The organism is Streptomyces xylophagus (genome assembly GCF_000716435.1).
GTDB classification, from domain to species: domain Bacteria; phylum Actinomycetota; class Actinomycetes; order Streptomycetales; family Streptomycetaceae; genus Streptomyces; species Streptomyces xylophagus.
On sequence record NZ_JNWO01000002.1, the window covers coordinates 51,893 to 66,481 of the forward strand.

The 14,589-nt window shown below is 70.8% G+C and carries 14 protein-coding genes; 9 read left to right on the forward strand and 5 right to left on the reverse strand.

Annotated features, from left to right (window positions below):
- Positions 1-18 precede the first annotated feature (18 nt).
- Positions 19-1,098, forward strand: coding sequence for an Ldh family oxidoreductase (locus tag OO70_RS03675; RefSeq protein ID WP_043663895.1), 1,080 nt, complete (start codon positions 19-21; stop codon positions 1,096-1,098).
- A 70-nt stretch (positions 1,099-1,168) separates the two neighbouring features.
- Here OO70_RS03675 and OO70_RS03680 read toward each other — a convergent pair whose 3' ends face one another.
- The 3 genes from OO70_RS03680 to OO70_RS03690 all read right to left on the reverse strand — a co-directional run bounded on the left by OO70_RS03680 (position 1,169) and on the right by OO70_RS03690 (position 3,903).
- Entirely contained in the window at positions 1,169-2,104 is a 936-nt protein-coding gene (locus OO70_RS03680) for an alpha/beta hydrolase fold domain-containing protein (RefSeq protein ID WP_043663897.1), read from the reverse strand.
- A gap of 331 nt (positions 2,105-2,435) precedes the next feature.
- Positions 2,436-3,503 (reverse strand): M56 family metallopeptidase, encoded by a 1,068-nt coding sequence (locus OO70_RS03685; protein ID WP_234336695.1) that lies wholly within the window; start codon positions 3,501-3,503, stop codon positions 2,436-2,438.
- On the reverse strand, positions 3,448-3,903 hold the full coding sequence (locus OO70_RS03690; RefSeq protein ID WP_043663900.1) for a BlaI/MecI/CopY family transcriptional regulator: 456 nt from the start codon (positions 3,901-3,903) through the stop codon (positions 3,448-3,450). The genes OO70_RS03685 and OO70_RS03690 overlap by 56 nt, the downstream gene beginning before the upstream one ends.
- 230 nt (positions 3,904-4,133) lie before the next feature.
- Here OO70_RS03690 and OO70_RS55755 point away from each other — a divergent pair, with 230 nt between their 5' ends.
- From OO70_RS55755 to OO70_RS03705, 3 genes are all read left to right on the forward strand, one after another.
- On the forward strand, positions 4,134-5,870 hold the full coding sequence (locus OO70_RS55755; RefSeq protein ID WP_043663901.1) for a glycosyltransferase: 1,737 nt from the start codon (positions 4,134-4,136) through the stop codon (positions 5,868-5,870).
- Positions 5,867-6,601 carry a polysaccharide deacetylase family protein gene (locus OO70_RS03700; RefSeq protein ID WP_043663904.1) on the forward strand — a complete coding sequence of 245 codons (735 nt, stop codon included), beginning with the start codon at positions 5,867-5,869 and terminating at the stop codon, positions 6,599-6,601. Before OO70_RS55755 ends, OO70_RS03700 begins: the two co-directional genes overlap by 4 nt.
- 179 nt (positions 6,602-6,780) lie before the next feature.
- On the forward strand, positions 6,781-7,302 hold the full coding sequence (locus tag OO70_RS03705) for a MarR family winged helix-turn-helix transcriptional regulator (RefSeq protein ID WP_043663906.1): 522 nt from the start codon (positions 6,781-6,783) through the stop codon (positions 7,300-7,302).
- 40 nt (positions 7,303-7,342) lie between these two features.
- Here the strand turns inward: OO70_RS03705 and OO70_RS03710 are convergent, their stop codons facing one another.
- Together OO70_RS03710 and OO70_RS03715 are read right to left on the reverse strand one after the other, a co-directional pair.
- Positions 7,343-8,404 carry an NAD(P)H-dependent amine dehydrogenase family protein gene (locus tag OO70_RS03710; protein WP_043663909.1) on the reverse strand — a complete coding sequence of 354 codons (1,062 nt, stop codon included), beginning with the start codon at positions 8,402-8,404 and terminating at the stop codon, positions 7,343-7,345.
- A gap of 76 nt (positions 8,405-8,480) precedes the next feature.
- Positions 8,481-9,146 carry a TetR/AcrR family transcriptional regulator gene (locus OO70_RS03715; RefSeq protein WP_043663912.1) on the reverse strand — a complete coding sequence of 222 codons (666 nt, stop codon included), beginning with the start codon at positions 9,144-9,146 and terminating at the stop codon, positions 8,481-8,483.
- A 145-nt stretch (positions 9,147-9,291) separates the two neighbouring features.
- Between OO70_RS03715 and OO70_RS03720 the strand changes: the two genes are divergently transcribed.
- Genes OO70_RS03720 through OO70_RS03740 form a run of 5 tightly spaced genes read left to right on the forward strand, consistent with a single transcriptional unit; the run spans position 9,292 to position 14,545 of the window.
- Positions 9,292-10,572 carry an acyl-CoA dehydrogenase family protein gene (locus OO70_RS03720; protein ID WP_043663915.1) on the forward strand — a complete coding sequence of 427 codons (1,281 nt, stop codon included), beginning with the start codon at positions 9,292-9,294 and terminating at the stop codon, positions 10,570-10,572.
- The gene (locus OO70_RS03725) at positions 10,569-11,591 is read left to right on the forward strand and encodes a phosphotransferase family protein (RefSeq protein WP_043663917.1); all 1,023 of its coding nucleotides are present in this window, start codon (positions 10,569-10,571) and stop codon (positions 11,589-11,591) included. The genes OO70_RS03720 and OO70_RS03725 overlap by 4 nt, the downstream gene beginning before the upstream one ends.
- Entirely contained in the window at positions 11,588-12,559 is a 972-nt protein-coding gene (locus OO70_RS03730; protein WP_043663920.1) for an NADPH:quinone oxidoreductase family protein, read from the forward strand. The genes OO70_RS03725 and OO70_RS03730 overlap by 4 nt, the downstream gene beginning before the upstream one ends.
- On the forward strand, positions 12,549-13,400 hold the full coding sequence (locus tag OO70_RS03735) for an acyl-CoA dehydrogenase (RefSeq protein WP_043663922.1): 852 nt from the start codon (positions 12,549-12,551) through the stop codon (positions 13,398-13,400). Before OO70_RS03730 ends, OO70_RS03735 begins: the two co-directional genes overlap by 11 nt.
- Positions 13,397-14,545: an acyl-CoA dehydrogenase family protein gene (locus OO70_RS03740; protein ID WP_043663925.1), complete on the forward strand. Its 1,149-nt coding sequence runs from the start codon at positions 13,397-13,399 to the stop codon at positions 14,543-14,545. The genes OO70_RS03735 and OO70_RS03740 overlap by 4 nt, the downstream gene beginning before the upstream one ends.
- Positions 14,546-14,589: the final 44 nt, after the last annotated feature.

Below are 14,589 nucleotides of genomic sequence, written 5' to 3' on the forward strand. Positions count from 1 at the left end.
AGGAAGGCACCCGCCACCATGTCCGACATCGCAACGCCCAAGCCGGGCAAGGTCCTTGTCGCCGCCGACGACCTGCGCACCTTCTCCGCCGCGCTCCTGGAGAAGGGCGGTCTGAACGCCGAGCGGGCGCGCACCACCGCCGACGTGTTCGTGTGGGCCGCGCTGCGGGGCGTCGACTCGCACGGCATCGCCCGCGTCCCCGCCTACCTGGAACTCCTCGCCAAGGGCCTGGCCAACGCCGACGCCGACATCAGGATCGAGTCCACCACTCCGGCCGCCGCCGTGCTGGATGCCGACCGTGCCCCTGGCCCGGTCGCTCTCAGCGCCGCCGCTGAGGAGGCGGTAACCCGGGCTCGGATCAGCGGAGTTGCTGCCGTCGGGGTCCGCCGTACGGTCCACACCGGGGCCATCGGCTACTACGTGTCGAAGATCGCCGAGCAGGGCCTCGTCGGCATCGGCTATGTCTCCGGGATGCCCAACATGGGCTACACCGGAGTCAAGGGCGCCGCCGTGGCCACCAGCCCGCTCGCCATCGCCGTACCGGCGGAGTCCCACGCCCCGCTGTTGCTCGACATGGCCACCGCGACCATCGCGCTGGGCAAGATCCGCCAGGCGAAGGCGAGCGGTACCCCGCTGCCCGAGGGCGCGGCGGCCACCGCGGACGGCACCCCGACCACCGACCCCGAACTGGCCGTCATGCCACTGCCGTTGGGCGGCGCCAAGGGATCCGGGATGTCCCTCGCCTTCGAGCTGCTGACCAGCGTGCTCGTCGGCGCGCCGATCTTCGCCGCGTTCCACTCGGACGACCCGCAGGGCCGCAAGCACCGTCAGAACGCGCTGCTCATCGCGTTGGACCCGGCGGCCTTCGGTGACCCGGCCGCCTTCACCGCGGCGGTCGACGAAACGCTGGCCACCCTCAAGCAGCTGCCGCCGGCGGATGGCGCAGAGGGAGTCTTCTACCCGGGCGAGCGCAGCGCCGCGGTCGCCGAAGGGCGCGGTGCGAAGGGCATCCCCGTGGCGCCGAAGGTGTGGCGTGAACTGACCGAGGCGGCAGGGAAGTTCGGCCTCACGCCGCCGGAGCCGGTGCCGTCGGCGTGACTCGGCGGCAGGCACTTCGCCGACCGTCCGAGGGGGGTGGTCGGCGAAGTGTGCTGTCCGCGTGGGGAGTTCAGGCGGTGCCCAGGGCTTCCCGCAGCTGACGGGCGATCAGGGCGTAGGTCTGCAGGGCCCGTTCGTCGTCCTTGCCGTCGTAGCCGTGGTCGGCTCCGGCGACCTCGACGTGCTCGACCAGGGAGCCCGCCGTCCGCAGTCGGTCGGCGTAGGCGACGCCCTCCGCCTTGAGGAGGTCGTACTCGGCCGTGATGACCATGGCCGGGGCGATGCCCTTGAGGTCCGCGGTGTCCGACGGATGGGCGGGCGACACCAGCCGGTCGGCACGTACCTTCGGGTCCGGGACGTAACAGGTGTCGAAGACCTCGGCCATCCAGGGCCGCAGCACCGGCTTGGCGATGGCGGAGTGCTTGTCCTTCGCGCTGGTCGCCAGGTCCAGCGGCGGATAGTGCAGCACCTGGAGCGCGATCGAGGGACCACCCTCATCGAGTGCCTGCCGGGCCACCGCCGCCGCGAGTCCGCCGCCGGCGCTCTGACCGCCCACGGTGAGCCGGGTGCCGTCCCAGCCCTGCTCCGCACCGTGCTCCGCGATCCACCGGACCACCTCGAAGGCCTGCCGGGGCGGCGCGGGGAACGGGTACTGCGGCGCGACCACATAGTCGACGTTGACCACCACGACACCCGCCTCCGCCGCGAGGAAACGGCACAGCGGGTCGTCCAGTTCGGTCAGCGGTACGACGTAGCCGCCGCCGTGGAAGTTCACGTGCACCGGCGGAGGCGGCCCTTCACCGGCGGGCAGGTACACCGTGGCGCGCGCCGGGGCGACGGTGGTCGGGATCGTCAACTCCCGTGTCCGGCGCGAGAATTGAGGAAACCGTTGATGTGAGGAGGCGGCGGAACCACGCCCGCTCGGGCGCCGGTCGGCCATCACGGAGAGACGCTGCAGGGACTTGGCGGCGAAGGCGGCCACCGCCGGCCGGGCCAGAACAGACATGCCGCTCCATTCGTGGAGTGCGCGCGACGGGGGACCACGGCCCGATCGCCAGAATTCGATCGACAGGATTCCTGGCGATGGACAGGGCGACGATAACACGGGCGCAGGGCGGGTGGATGCCGGGATCGCCCCTGTTCAGGGGCGGGCCGCCGCTCGCGGTACAGGCTGTGGGGCGGGAGGGGCGGCATCGAGGCGACCGCAGTTCTGGGCGTTGTGGATGCCCTGTGGGTCAGTGGTGCCAGGGGCCTGTTCCGAGGTTCGTGTTCGCGTCACGGTCCGCGGGCCGGCGTCGGTGCTGTCGTGGCTTGCGCCGCCGCATCGGCCCTGTCGGTCAGTGCTGGTGCGGAGGCGAGTCCGGTCGTCCGTGTGCGCAGCACGGCCCGTGCGGCGGAACCAGCGGCTGCGCCGACGTGGCCGCCGCCTGAGCCGTCACGCACGCCGCGTGCTGCGCGGTCTCGATCATCTGCTCGCTGTCGCCCGCGGCGTCGGCCAGGCTCGCGCAGCACATGACGAGCAGTGCGGCGCCCGCGACGAACGGCAGGGCCCGGCGCGGGGGAGGAGGCGCGAGCAGCGCCCGTACCCGCTGGGGTACCGCCCCGCCGGTGGCGGCCAGCGCCGGGCGGGAACGGTTCGCCGAGGTGGCCAGCGCGGCCCGGCCCACCGCGCGGGCGACGACCGTACGATCACCGACGCGCACCGCGGCCTCCTCGTCGGCCCAGCGCTCCAGGACGAAGCCGCCCGCGCCGGACAGCGGTCGTAGCAGTGGATTCACGGCGGCGGTGAGCCGCCAGAGGGTCTGGAAGAGATGGTGGCGGCAGCGCAGATGCGCGCGTTCGTGGGCCAGCAGCGCCTCGCGCTCGCGGTCGCCCAGGCAGCGCAGCATGCCGCGCGAGACCACGATCCGGCCCGGCGCCCCCGGCAGCGCGAACGCCTCCGGCAACTCCATGTCGAGGACGGCCAACTCCGTGTCCCCGGGCAGCAGTCGGCACTCGCGGCGGGCCCAGCGCAGGTGTCGTAGCTGACGGGTGGCGGCGACGGCGAGTCCGGTGACGGAGGCGAGGAGGGCGAGCGCGGCGATTCCGGCGACCGTGAGGTACACCGGGTCGGAGGCGCGCACGGCCGCGACCGACCACCGGCCCTCCTCGGCGACCTCGGGGAGCTGCGCCAGCCCGGCGAACGCGAGCAGCGCCAGGGAGCCGAGCCAGCCCAGCGACGCCACCAGGGCGGCGGAGACCAGCGACCAGGCGGCCGGGCGCGGGGCCAACAGGGGGGCGGCCCGGGGTGCGAACACGGCGACCACCATGGTGATCAGGAGAGGGACGTACACACTGATCAGCACCGGCTCACGGTCCTTCGTCGGTGCGACCGGTGTGCTGCGGTTCGCCGTGCTGCGGTCCACCCTGCTGGGGTCCGCCGTGCTCGGAGAGCAGTCGCTGGAGCAACTGCTCGTCCGCTTCGGACAGTTCGGAGACGAAGCGGGTGAGTACCGCCTCGCGGTCGGTACCGTGCTCCAGCAGTGAGCGCATCCGGTCCGCGGTGTGGGTCGCCTCGTCCCGGGCCGGCGCGTACGCGTACCCGCGTCCCGCGCGGTGCCGGACGAGCATGCCCTTGTCGTGGAGCCGCGACAGGATCGTCAACACGGTGGTGTAGGCGAGATCCCCCGGCAGCCGGTCCTTGACCTGGCGTGCGGTCAGCGGCTCGTCGGACCCGTAGAGGGCGGCGAGAACACCGCTCTCCAACTCACCGCGCGCCCTCCTGCCGGACGTCGCGCCGGGCTCGTCGCTCTTCCGGTCGTGCACTGTTCACCCCACCGCCTCTCACCGCTCGGCGTCCCAGCCTACCCGCCGACCTACTACGGCCTGTAGGAAGTGTGCCAACGGTGAGGAAGGGCTTGAAGTGGTCGGTCGAGGGCCCGGCCGCGGGGTTGGCTGGGATCTTTGCGAACGCGATCTACTACATGTCGTACGAGCTTACCTACTACATGTTGTAGAGTTTCGCCGCTCCACTCCACCTGCGGAGGAAAAAGCCCATGCCTCACCTCGGAAGTACGGTGCATCTGCGTGCCCTCGCGGCCGCCACCCTGCGCCCCCGGCCGGCGACCCCGCCCCGCCGCCCGTCGTCGGCCGAGCGTGTCGTGATCGTCTCGGCGAGCGTCGGAGCCGGCCACGACGGCGCCGCCACCGAACTGGAGCGGCGCCTGGTGGCGGCCGGTCTCCCGGTCGACCGGTTCGACCTGCTGGACGTGCTGCCCGCCAGGCTCGGCAGGCTCGTGCGGGACGGCTATCACCGGATGCTCGTCCGGGCGCCGTGGGCGTACCAGCGGATCTACAGCAGCACCGAGCGCGCGGGCGGCGGCGGCCCCCTCGCGAAGGTACTGCTGCGCTCCGCCGAGGAACGACTCCTGCGCGCCCTGCCCGCCGACACGGGCGCCGTCGTCTCGACCTACCCGGGTGCGAGCCGGGTCCTGGGCAACCTCCGACGCGACGGCCGCCTGACCGTCCCCGTCCTCACCTACCTCACCGACTTCTCGGTCCACCCGCTGTGGGTGGCCGACGGCGTCGACGTCCACCTCGCGCTGCACGCCGTGCCCGCCGCGCAGGCCCGGGCCGCCGGCGCGCACGACGTCCGGGTGTGCGGCCCGGTCGCCGACCCGCGCTTCCACCCCGCGGACGCGACGGAACGCGCCGCGGCCCGCACCCGCTTCGGTCTGCCCACGAACACCCCGCTGGCCCTGCTGGTCGCCGGCTCCTGGGGCGTGGGCCCGGTCCGCCAGGTCGCCCGGGACCTGCGCGACTGCGGCGCGGCCGTACCGCTCGTCGTCTGCGGCCGCAACGAGACGCTCGCCGACCAACTCCGCGCGGACGGCATCGACCACGTCTACGGCTGGGTCGACGACATGCCCGGCCTCATGCACGCCGCCGATGTCCTGGTCCAGAACGCCGGCGGCCTGACCTCACTGGAAGCCTTCGCCACCGGCCTGCCCGTCGCGAGCTACGGCTGCATACCGGGCCACGGCCTGACCAACGCGGCCGCCCTGGACGAGGCGGGTGTCGCCGCGTGGATCCGCGATCCGGCCCAACTCAAGGATGTGCTGGGTGAGTTGATCGACGGTCCGCGGGGGTTGTTGCAGCGGGAGGCGGGGCTTTCGCTGTTCGCGGGCGGGGCTGCGGAGTGGGGGCGGGGTTCGTGGGCGGGCGGGGGCTTGTGCGGCGGGGTGGATCGGGGGTTGGGAGCTGCGGCGGATGTGGGCACGGATCCCGGAGCGGATCGGGTTCCGGTCGCAGACACCACGCAGGAGTTGGGCACCGGCACGGACTGGGGCTGGGGCGCTGAGATAGATCGGGTGCCGGGCGCTGCGACGCTTCGGGACCCGGTGACGGACCAGGATTCGCCCTCCGGAACGGATCACGGCCGAGCCGCCCAGACACACCAGAGCCGGGCCACGGGAACGCACCAGGCCCCGGCCGCGGGACCCGACCGCTGCCCCGCCGCCGAGATCGCGCGAGCCTGCCGGTCCGGTGTCGGACCCGCCCCCCGGTCCTCCACCCGACGTACGGTCCGACCGGCCGCCCTACGACTCGCGATCACCACCGCCCTCGCCTGCGCGGTCTGGGCAGGCGCGGTCGGCACGGCGGTAGCCACGACTGACGGTGGCCCGGGCCTGATACACGCCATAGGGCACGGCCTCGACCTCGACGACCTGGGCCACGGACACCACGCGGATCACCTGTCCCACGCCGACTACGTGAAGGGGCGTCACTCATGACCCCCGCCCACCTCCTCCGCACGACCGCCCGCATCGCGCTCCCCGTCCTCGCCGCCGCATACGCCGCCCCCGTCCTCTCCACCTACGGCCCGCTCCGCAACCGCGTCATGCCCCGCCTCTCCGGCCGCGGCCGGCCGGAGCACGTGGCGCTCACCTTCGACGACGGGCCGGACCCGCTGTCCACCCCACTGTTCCTGCGCCTGCTCGACGAGCGCCGGGTCCACGCCACCTTCTTCCTCCTCGGCAACCAAGCGGTACGCGCCCCCGGCCTGGTCCGCGAGATCGCCGCCGCCGGACACGAGATCGCCGTCCACGGCTGGCTCCACCGCCCCCTGTTGCTGCGAGGCCCCCGTGTCACCCACGACGACCTGGCCCGCGCCCGCGACACGGTCGGCGACCTAACCGGCAGCACGCCACGGCTCTTCCGACCGCCCTACGGCGTGATGTCGACCGCCGCTCACCTCGCGGCCCGTCGCCTGGACCTCACGCCGGTGTTGTGGACGGCCTGGGGCGAGGACTGGAGGGCGCGCGCTACACCGGAGTCGGTCCACCGGACGGTCACCGAGGATCTGCGCGGCGGTGGCACCGTCCTGCTGCACGACTCCGACTGCACCTCGGCACCCGGCTCCTGGCGCGCCACGCTCGGTGCCGTTCCGCGGATCCTCGACACCTGTGCGATGCGCGGGCTGTCCGTGGGGCCGCTGCGGGAGCATGCTGTGGATCAGCTCTGAAGTTGACACCATTGTGGGCGTTCCCGGTCAGCGGAATTTACGTTCGCAAGTACCCAGACCAGGGAGTCCCCGGTGGCCCCGGTGACATCGGGCCGGTGACGTACTCTCGTCGCCGTAGCCGGGGTAAACGTGCGCAGTAACTTACTTGAGTTACGCAACAATATGGTAAAGTGGGTTCCATGACCACACCACCGGTCCCCACCGCCCCCGCCTCCCCGGAGGTGACCGAGATCGAGCGAGCCCTCACTCGGATCACCTACCTGAGCACGCGCGCCCGCCAGCACGACCGGCTCATGGCCCTTGCCGGTGTGCCCCTGGACCGTGCGGCGGTGGCGTTGCTGCGGCAGGTCGCCGACTCCGAGCCGCTGCGCCCGGGGGAGCTGGCGCAGCGCCTCGGGGTCGAGGCCTCGCATGTGACGCGGACGGTGCAGCAGCTGCAGAAGTCCGGCTACGTCACCCGCGTGCCCGATCCCGACGACCGCCGGGCCCAGCGGATCGAGCTGACAGAGGCCGGCCGGAAGGCCGTCGGCAGCGTGCGGGACGCCGGTGCGCGTGGCATGCAAATGGCCCTCTCGGACTGGTCGACGGACGAACTGCAGCAACTGGCCACGCTGTTCCACCGCATGGTCGACGACTTCCTGAAGTACTCGATCGACGAGGAAGGCGAGCCGGAGGCCGTGACGCGGGCCGGCACCGCCTGAACTCGTGAGCACCTGAACTCGCCCACGGGTCGCGCCGACTTCAGCCGAGGTCGGCGACGATCTGCGGGAGGTCGGCCGTGGAGCGGATGCCGGGGGCTGCCGCGCAGACGAACGGCACGACGTTCACCGCACGGTTCGCGGTGTAGGAGGGGGACATCGCGGCCATCCGGTCGAGGGGCACGGGGAAGCGCAGGTCGATGTCGAGCGGTGCGTCCCCCTCGACCGCGACGTGCCAGCCGGTCGCGCGGAGATCCCAGGCGGGATCGAGGTCGGTGGTGCAGTACCAGTTGGCGCGGAACCGCAGCAGGGGTTGGCCTTTTCGCAGGCCGGACACCGTGATCCGCTGCGCGGCCACCGTGCCTGTCGGCAGGATGCCCGCGGCGATCCGGGTGGTGCGGCGGGCGGTCGCGACCTCGCCGATCGCCTCCACCGAGTCGAGCGGTGTCGAGAGCGCCTCGGCGAGCAGCCGCAACGACGGGCCGAAGCTGTCGCGCAGCCCGGCCAGACGCCGTTCGCCGAATGCGGCAGGCGGCTGTCCGAAGCCCATCACCTCGAACAGCAGCCCGGGGGAGTCCCGTTGGGAGAGATCCGCGAACTCGTCGATCGTCAGCGCGTCGAGCCGACGCTGGATCGAGGTGAGCGCGAGCGGCAGGGCCTCCGTGATGAATCCGGGACTGCTGCCCGTGCTGTGGATGGAGGTACCGCCCCGCTCGCACGCGTCCTCGATCCGCTTCCGCACGACCGGGTCGAGGCTGGGCGCGTGATGGAACTCGCCGCGCGTCGACACGACGTTCACGCCTGACGAGAGCAGCGTGCACACCTCGTCGAAATCGCAGCTCCGCGGGGTGTAGAGGACGCAGTCGGCGCCGAGCGCCAGGATCTCGTCGATGTCGTGCGTGGCGACGATCCCCGTCCTGCCGAACTCGCCACCGCTCAACTCGCCCGCATCCAGGCCCGACTTGGCCGGTGTATGGACATACACCCCGGCCAAGGTCAGGTTCGGATGCTCCAGTACGGCACGCATCGTGCGGGCACCGATGTTCCCCGTGGCCCACTGCACGACCCGGTAGCGCTGTACCCCATGCCGTAGCGGCTCGGTCATCAACCACCTCCCGTTCCGGTGGGCGAGAACCGTACTCTCCGCTGTGGAGAGCGTCAATTACGCCGTCTGTGCGCCGTCAGCTGCGGACGGGGACGCCCGAGAGGCCTCCGAGACAGAACTGCCAGATCTCCTCGGCGTTGACCCCCGCCGCGTGGCTGCCGGCCGGAACGCCGTTGCCCTGCGCGACGAACATGACCGTCTGCATCAGGAGCGAGGCCTGACGGCGGGGCTTCCCGGCGGGGATGACGCCGGCGTCCTCGGCCTGCTCGACCAACTCCGTGAACACCGTGAGCAGAGGGAGATGGGCGGTCGCCACCTGTGCGGGATGCTTCACGAGGAGTTGGAGGGCGAAGTCACTGAACAGCGGGCGCTCCACACCGGGGTTGGGCAGCGACTGCTCGAAGAGCATCGTCACGGCGAGGCGCAGCGCCAGGAGCGGATCCGACTGGGAGCCGGCGGCTTCGCGGATCTCGGCAGCCGACTTGGACAGCGCGTCCTCGAACAGGGCGAGCAGCAGCTCGTGTTTGCCGTCGAAGTGCTGGTAGAAGCTGCGCAGTGACTGTTTGGAGCGGTCCACGATCTCCTGGACGGTGAAGTCCGTCGTCCGCTTCTCCGCGATGAGTTCCTGCGCCGCGTCCAGGAAGCGCTGCACACGTTGTTCGGCGCGGAGCTTGGCGGCACGGGTGGAACGCTCAACGGCGCGCTGGCGCCAGGCTGGTTGTTCTTCGGGGACAGCTGTCACCCGAAGAACGATACTCCACTTCAGCGGTAACACCTGGGCTTCCCCTACCGAAGACCGCACTGCAAGTTTCGAGACCCTTACTTGCGTGAGATGAGAATGATATTCTCACCGCCATCCGTCCGGGTTGGCAGGAGGTTCGTCTGACATGGCATGGGACTTTTCCACCGAGCCGGAGTTCGAGGAGAAACTGGAGTGGATCAGGCGGTTCCGCGCCGAGCGCGTGGAACCCCTGGATCTGCTGTATCCGGATCGGGCGTACCACCCCCTCGACGACGAACTCGGCCCGATAGTCCGGGCGTTGAAGCAGCAGGTCCGCGACGAGGGCCTGTGGGCACCGCACCTCGGCCCCGAGCTGGGCGGCCGCGGCTTCGGCCAGGTCAAGCTGGCGCTCATCAACGAGATCCTGGGCCAGTCGAGTTGGGCTCCCGTCATCTTCGGCACGGCCGCTCCCGACACCGGAAACGCCGAGATCATCGCCCGCTACGGCACCGACGAACAGAAGGAGCGCTACCTCCGGCCACTGCTGGAAGGCGAGTGCTTCTCCTGCTTCTCCATGACCGAGCCACAGGCCGGCGCCGACCCCACGATGTTCACCACCCGCGCCGAGCGCGACGGCGACGACTGGGTCATCACCGGCCGCAAGTTCTTCTCCTCCAACGCCCGCACCTCGAAGTTCGTCATCGTGATGGCCGTGACGAACCCCGACGTCAGTCCCTACAAGGGCATGTCGATGTTCCTCGTGCCCAGCGACACCCCCGGCGTCCGCATCGAACGCCACCTCGGCATCATGGGCGAGGCCACCGACGAGGGCATGCACGCACTCATCGCCTACGACGGCGTCCGCGTCCCCGCCGACGCGCTGCTCGGCGGCGAGGGCCAGGCCTTCGCGATCGCCCAGACCAGGCTCGGCGGTGGCCGCGTCCACCACGCGATGCGGGTCGTCGGCCAGAGCCAGAAGGCGCTCGACATGATGGCCGAGCGGGCCCTGTCCCGCGAGACCCAGGGCGAGCGCCTCGCCGACAAGCAACTCGTGCGGGCCGACCTCGCCGACTCCTACGCCCAACTCGCCCAGTTCCGGCTGTTCGTGCTCTACACCGCCTGGCAGATCGACCGGTACCAGGACTACAAGCGGGTCCGTAAGGACATCGCCGCCATCAAGTTCCTCACCCCGAAGGTGCTGCACGACATCGTGTACCGCTCGATGCACCTGCACGGAGCCCTCGGCGTGTCGAACGAAATGCCCTTCGCGGACATGTGGAACGGCGCTGCCGTCATGGCGGTCGTCGACGGCCCCACCGAGGTCCACAAGATCACGGTCGCCCGTGACGTCCTGCGCGGCTACGAAGCCGCCCCCGGCCTGTGGCCCACCCAGCACCTGCCCACCCGCCGGGAATGGGCCCGGAAGCAGTTGGAGGACCTGCTGTGACGCTCGCCGACACGGAATCGCTCGCCCGCTGGCTGGACGACCAGGGCATCGCCCCCGGCGAACCCGTCGAGACGTCGTACATCTCCGGAGGCACCTCCAACGACATCTACGGCATCCGGCGCGGCGACCGGAACATGGTGCTGCGCAAGCCGCCGGAGAAGGTTCCGCCGGGGCGCAACGAGACCATGCTCCGTGAATACCGCGTTCTCAACGCGCTCAACGGCACGGACGTACCGCACCCCGAGGCGATCGCCGTCTGCGACGACACGAGCGTGCTCGGCTCCTGCTTCTACCTCATGGCACACGTCGACGGCTGGTCGCCGATGAACTCCGACGGCTGGCCCGAGCCGTTCCTCAGCGACCTGTCCCTGCGCTCCGGCCTCGCGTACCAACTCGTCGAGGGCATAGCCAAGTTGGGGAACGTGGACTGGCGGGCCCAGGGACTTGAGGGCTTCGGCCGCCCCGACGGCTTCCACGACCGGCAGGTCGACCGCTGGCTCGCCCACCTCGCCAAGTTCAAGTTCCGCGAGATACCCGGCCTGGAGAACGCCGCTGCCTGGCTGCGAGAACACCGTCCCGCCCACTGGGAACCCGGCATCATCCACGGCGACTACCAGTTCGCCAACGTCATGTTCCAGCACGGCGCACCCGCCCGGCTCGCCGCCCTGGTCGACTTCGAAATGGCCACCGTCGGCGACCCGTTGCTCGACCTCGGCTGGGTCATCATGGGCTGGCCGGACGCCGACGAGGACCGGACCCAGAAGGGCTACGTCGACTACGCCGGCATGCCCGACCGCGCCGACCTCCTGGAGCACTACGCCAAGGTCAGCGGACGCGATGTCAGCGAGATCGACTACTACGTGATCCTCGCCCGGTTCAAGATGGCCGTGGTCCTCGAAGGCGGCTACGCCCGTCATGTGAAGGGCGAGGGCGGCAACCCGAAGATGGCCCACTACGGCGACGTGGTCCTGCAGATGGCCGCCCAGGCGGCCGAACTCGCCGCGACGACCCGGCTATGAGAGCCGCCCGCTGCAACGCCGTCGGCGGCCCGGTGGTCGTCGAGGACATCCCCGAACCGGTCATGCCTGAAGGGGAGTTGGCCGGGCCGGAGAGCGGCATCCCCGTCGACGTGCACTACGCCGCCGTCAACTTCGCCGACCTCCTCGTGATCGACGGCGCCTACCAGGTGAAGGCGGAACCGCCCTTCACCCCCGGCAGCGAGTTCGCGGGCGTGGTCGCCGCGTCCGCGAACGGATTCGAGAAGGGCGAGCGGGTCTTCGGCTCTATGTTCGTCGGTGCCTTCGCCGAACGCGTCACCGCACGGCCAGCGGGCCTGAGCCGCATCCCCGACGGAATCCCCACCGAGCGTGCGGCGGCCTTCGGGGTCAGCCACGCCACCGCCTTCGACGCACTCCGCCTGGTCGCCGACGTACGGCCGGGGGAGCGGGTGGCCGTCCTCGGCGCGGCCGGCGGGGTCGGCCTCGCGACCGTCGAACTCGCCGTGCTGCTCGGCGCGGAGGTCGTCGCCGTCGCCTCGACGGAGGAGAAGCGGACGGCGTGCGCCGAGCAGGGCGCGCGGGTGACCTTGCCGTACGACGACCTGAAGCGGAGCCTGCGGGACGCGGGTGGCGCCGATGTCGTGATCGACCCGGTCGGCGGGCCGTACGCGGAGGAGGCGTTGCGGGCCATGCGCTGGGGCGGGCGGTTCGTGAGTGTGGGGTTCGCGAGCGGTGAGATCCCGCGTATCCCGCTCAATCTGCCGATGCTCAAAGGTGTCACCCTGCACGGCTTCGACCTCGGCGGCTGGGCGCGGCACCGGCGGGACGACCTGGTCGCCGCCCGCACCGAACTCCACGGACTGTTCGCCGCCGGGAAGATCCGGCCCCGCGTCCACGCCGTGTATCCGCTCGCCGAAGTCGCTGAGGCCCTGAGCCTGGGGCGCCGCGCCATCGGCAAGGTCCTTCTGGAGGTCGCGCATGGAGTTTGAGTTCGACGACGAGCAGCGGTTGCTCCAGCGAGTGGTCCGCGAAACGGTCACCAAGTCACGCGCGCTGCCTGAAAAACAACTCTGGGACACCTATCTGGAGTTGGGCTGGCTCGATGCCCCTCCGCTGGAACTGGCCATCGTCCTGGAGGAGTTGGGGTACGCCGCCGATCCGACGCCCTTTCTCGCCACGGCGACCTGGTTCGCGCCGCTGGCCGGACGGCTGCCGCGCGGCTCGGGCACCGGTGTCTTCGACGGGGAGGGAAAGTTCGTCCTCGACGCCGACCGCGCCGACGAGATCGCCCTTCTCACCTCCGAGGGCGTGGTCGTACGGGACGGAAAGGAGCTGGCGGCCGAGCGGCTGTCCGTGTTCGACCCCACCCTGCACGTCGCCCGGGTGGACGTGCCGGACCTGGTCGCCGGTGTTCCGGACCTGGCCCTGATGGGCCTGGCGGTCAGCATGGTCGGCAGTTGCCGGCGCATCCTCGACCTGGTCGTCGCCCATGTGAAGCAACGGCACCAATTCGGCGTACCCATCGGCTCGTTCCAGGCCGTCAAGCACAAGGCCGCCGACATGTACGTCGCCATCGAACGCGCCAAGGTGCTCGCCTACTTCTCCGCGCTCACCATCGCCGAGGACGACCCGCGCCGCGGCCGGGCCGCACGGATGGCCAAGGCCGCCGCCGGAGACTGCCAACGGGTCTGCTTCCAGAACGGGTTCCAGCTGTTCGGGGCCATGGGCTACACGTGGGAGAACGAGCTGCAGATCCATCTCAAGCGGGCCAAGGCCGGGGACCTCCTCCTCGGTACGGCGTCCGAGCACAGGAAGGCGCTGCTGGTATGAGGCTGGCCCCCGACCCCGAGGTCGAGAAGTTCCGCGCCGATTTCAGCGCCTTCCTCGACGCCCACCTGCCCGCCCCCGAAGAGGCCACGGTCCGCTCCAAGTCCAGCGCGGACATACCGGATTGGGCCCGGCGCTGGCAGCGCAAGCTCTTCGACGCCGGCTGGCTGCTGCCCGCCCAGCCGCCCGAGTACGGCGGCCGCAACGCCACCCTGCCCCAAGTGGTCGCCCACCTGGAGGAGTTGTCCCGGCGGCGGATCTACCACAGCTTCAACCCGCAGGGCCTCAACATCATCGCGGCCTCGCTGCTCACCTTCGGCACCGAGGAACAGAAACGCGAATGGGCCGTCCCCCTGCTGCGCGCCGAGATCACCGCGTCGCTCGGCATGAGCGAGCCCGGCGCCGGTTCCGACCTCGCCGGGCTGCGCACCCGCGCGGTCCTCGAGGGCGACCACTTCATCGTCAACGGGCAGAAGGTGTGGACCTCGGGCGCGCACGACGCCGACGTCCTGCTCACCTTCGTCCGCACCGACCCCGAAGCGCCCAAGCACAAGGGGATCAGCGTCCTGCTGATCCCCACCGAGTCCGAAGGCCTGGTCCGGCGGCCGTTCGGGTCGATCGCCGCGCCGGACGACTTCGACTTCAACGAGGTGTTCTTCACCGACGTCCACGTCCCCAAGGAGAACCTCGTCGGCCCCCTCAACGAGGGCTGGCGCGTGGCCAACGGCTCCCTCGGCCATGAACGGACCTTGCTGTGGGTGCACTACGCCGAGCGGATGGACGCCCTGATCCAGGACGCGGCCTGCGACGAGGAGTGGCACGCCACCCTCCAAATGGACGTCCAGGCACTGCGGTTGCTCGGCTACCGACTCCTCGGGCCCGACCGGAACCCGGTGGAGATCTCGGTGCTCAAACTCCTTGGCTCCGAAGCCGCGCAGAGCGCCGAACTGCACGCCCTCGAACAGCACGGCGCCGAGGCGCTGTTGCATCCGGTGCAGACGGGGCCGTACACCCACATGAACCTGGAGACGTTCAACGCCAGTTGGTTCGAGCGGTACGCGCGCAGCTTCGGCGGGACCATCGCCGGCGGCACCTCCGAGATCCAGCGGAACATCATCGCCGAGCGCATCCTCGGCCTGCCGCGCTGAAGCCGCCGTACGCCACAACTGTCATACGCCAGAGCCGAATTCCG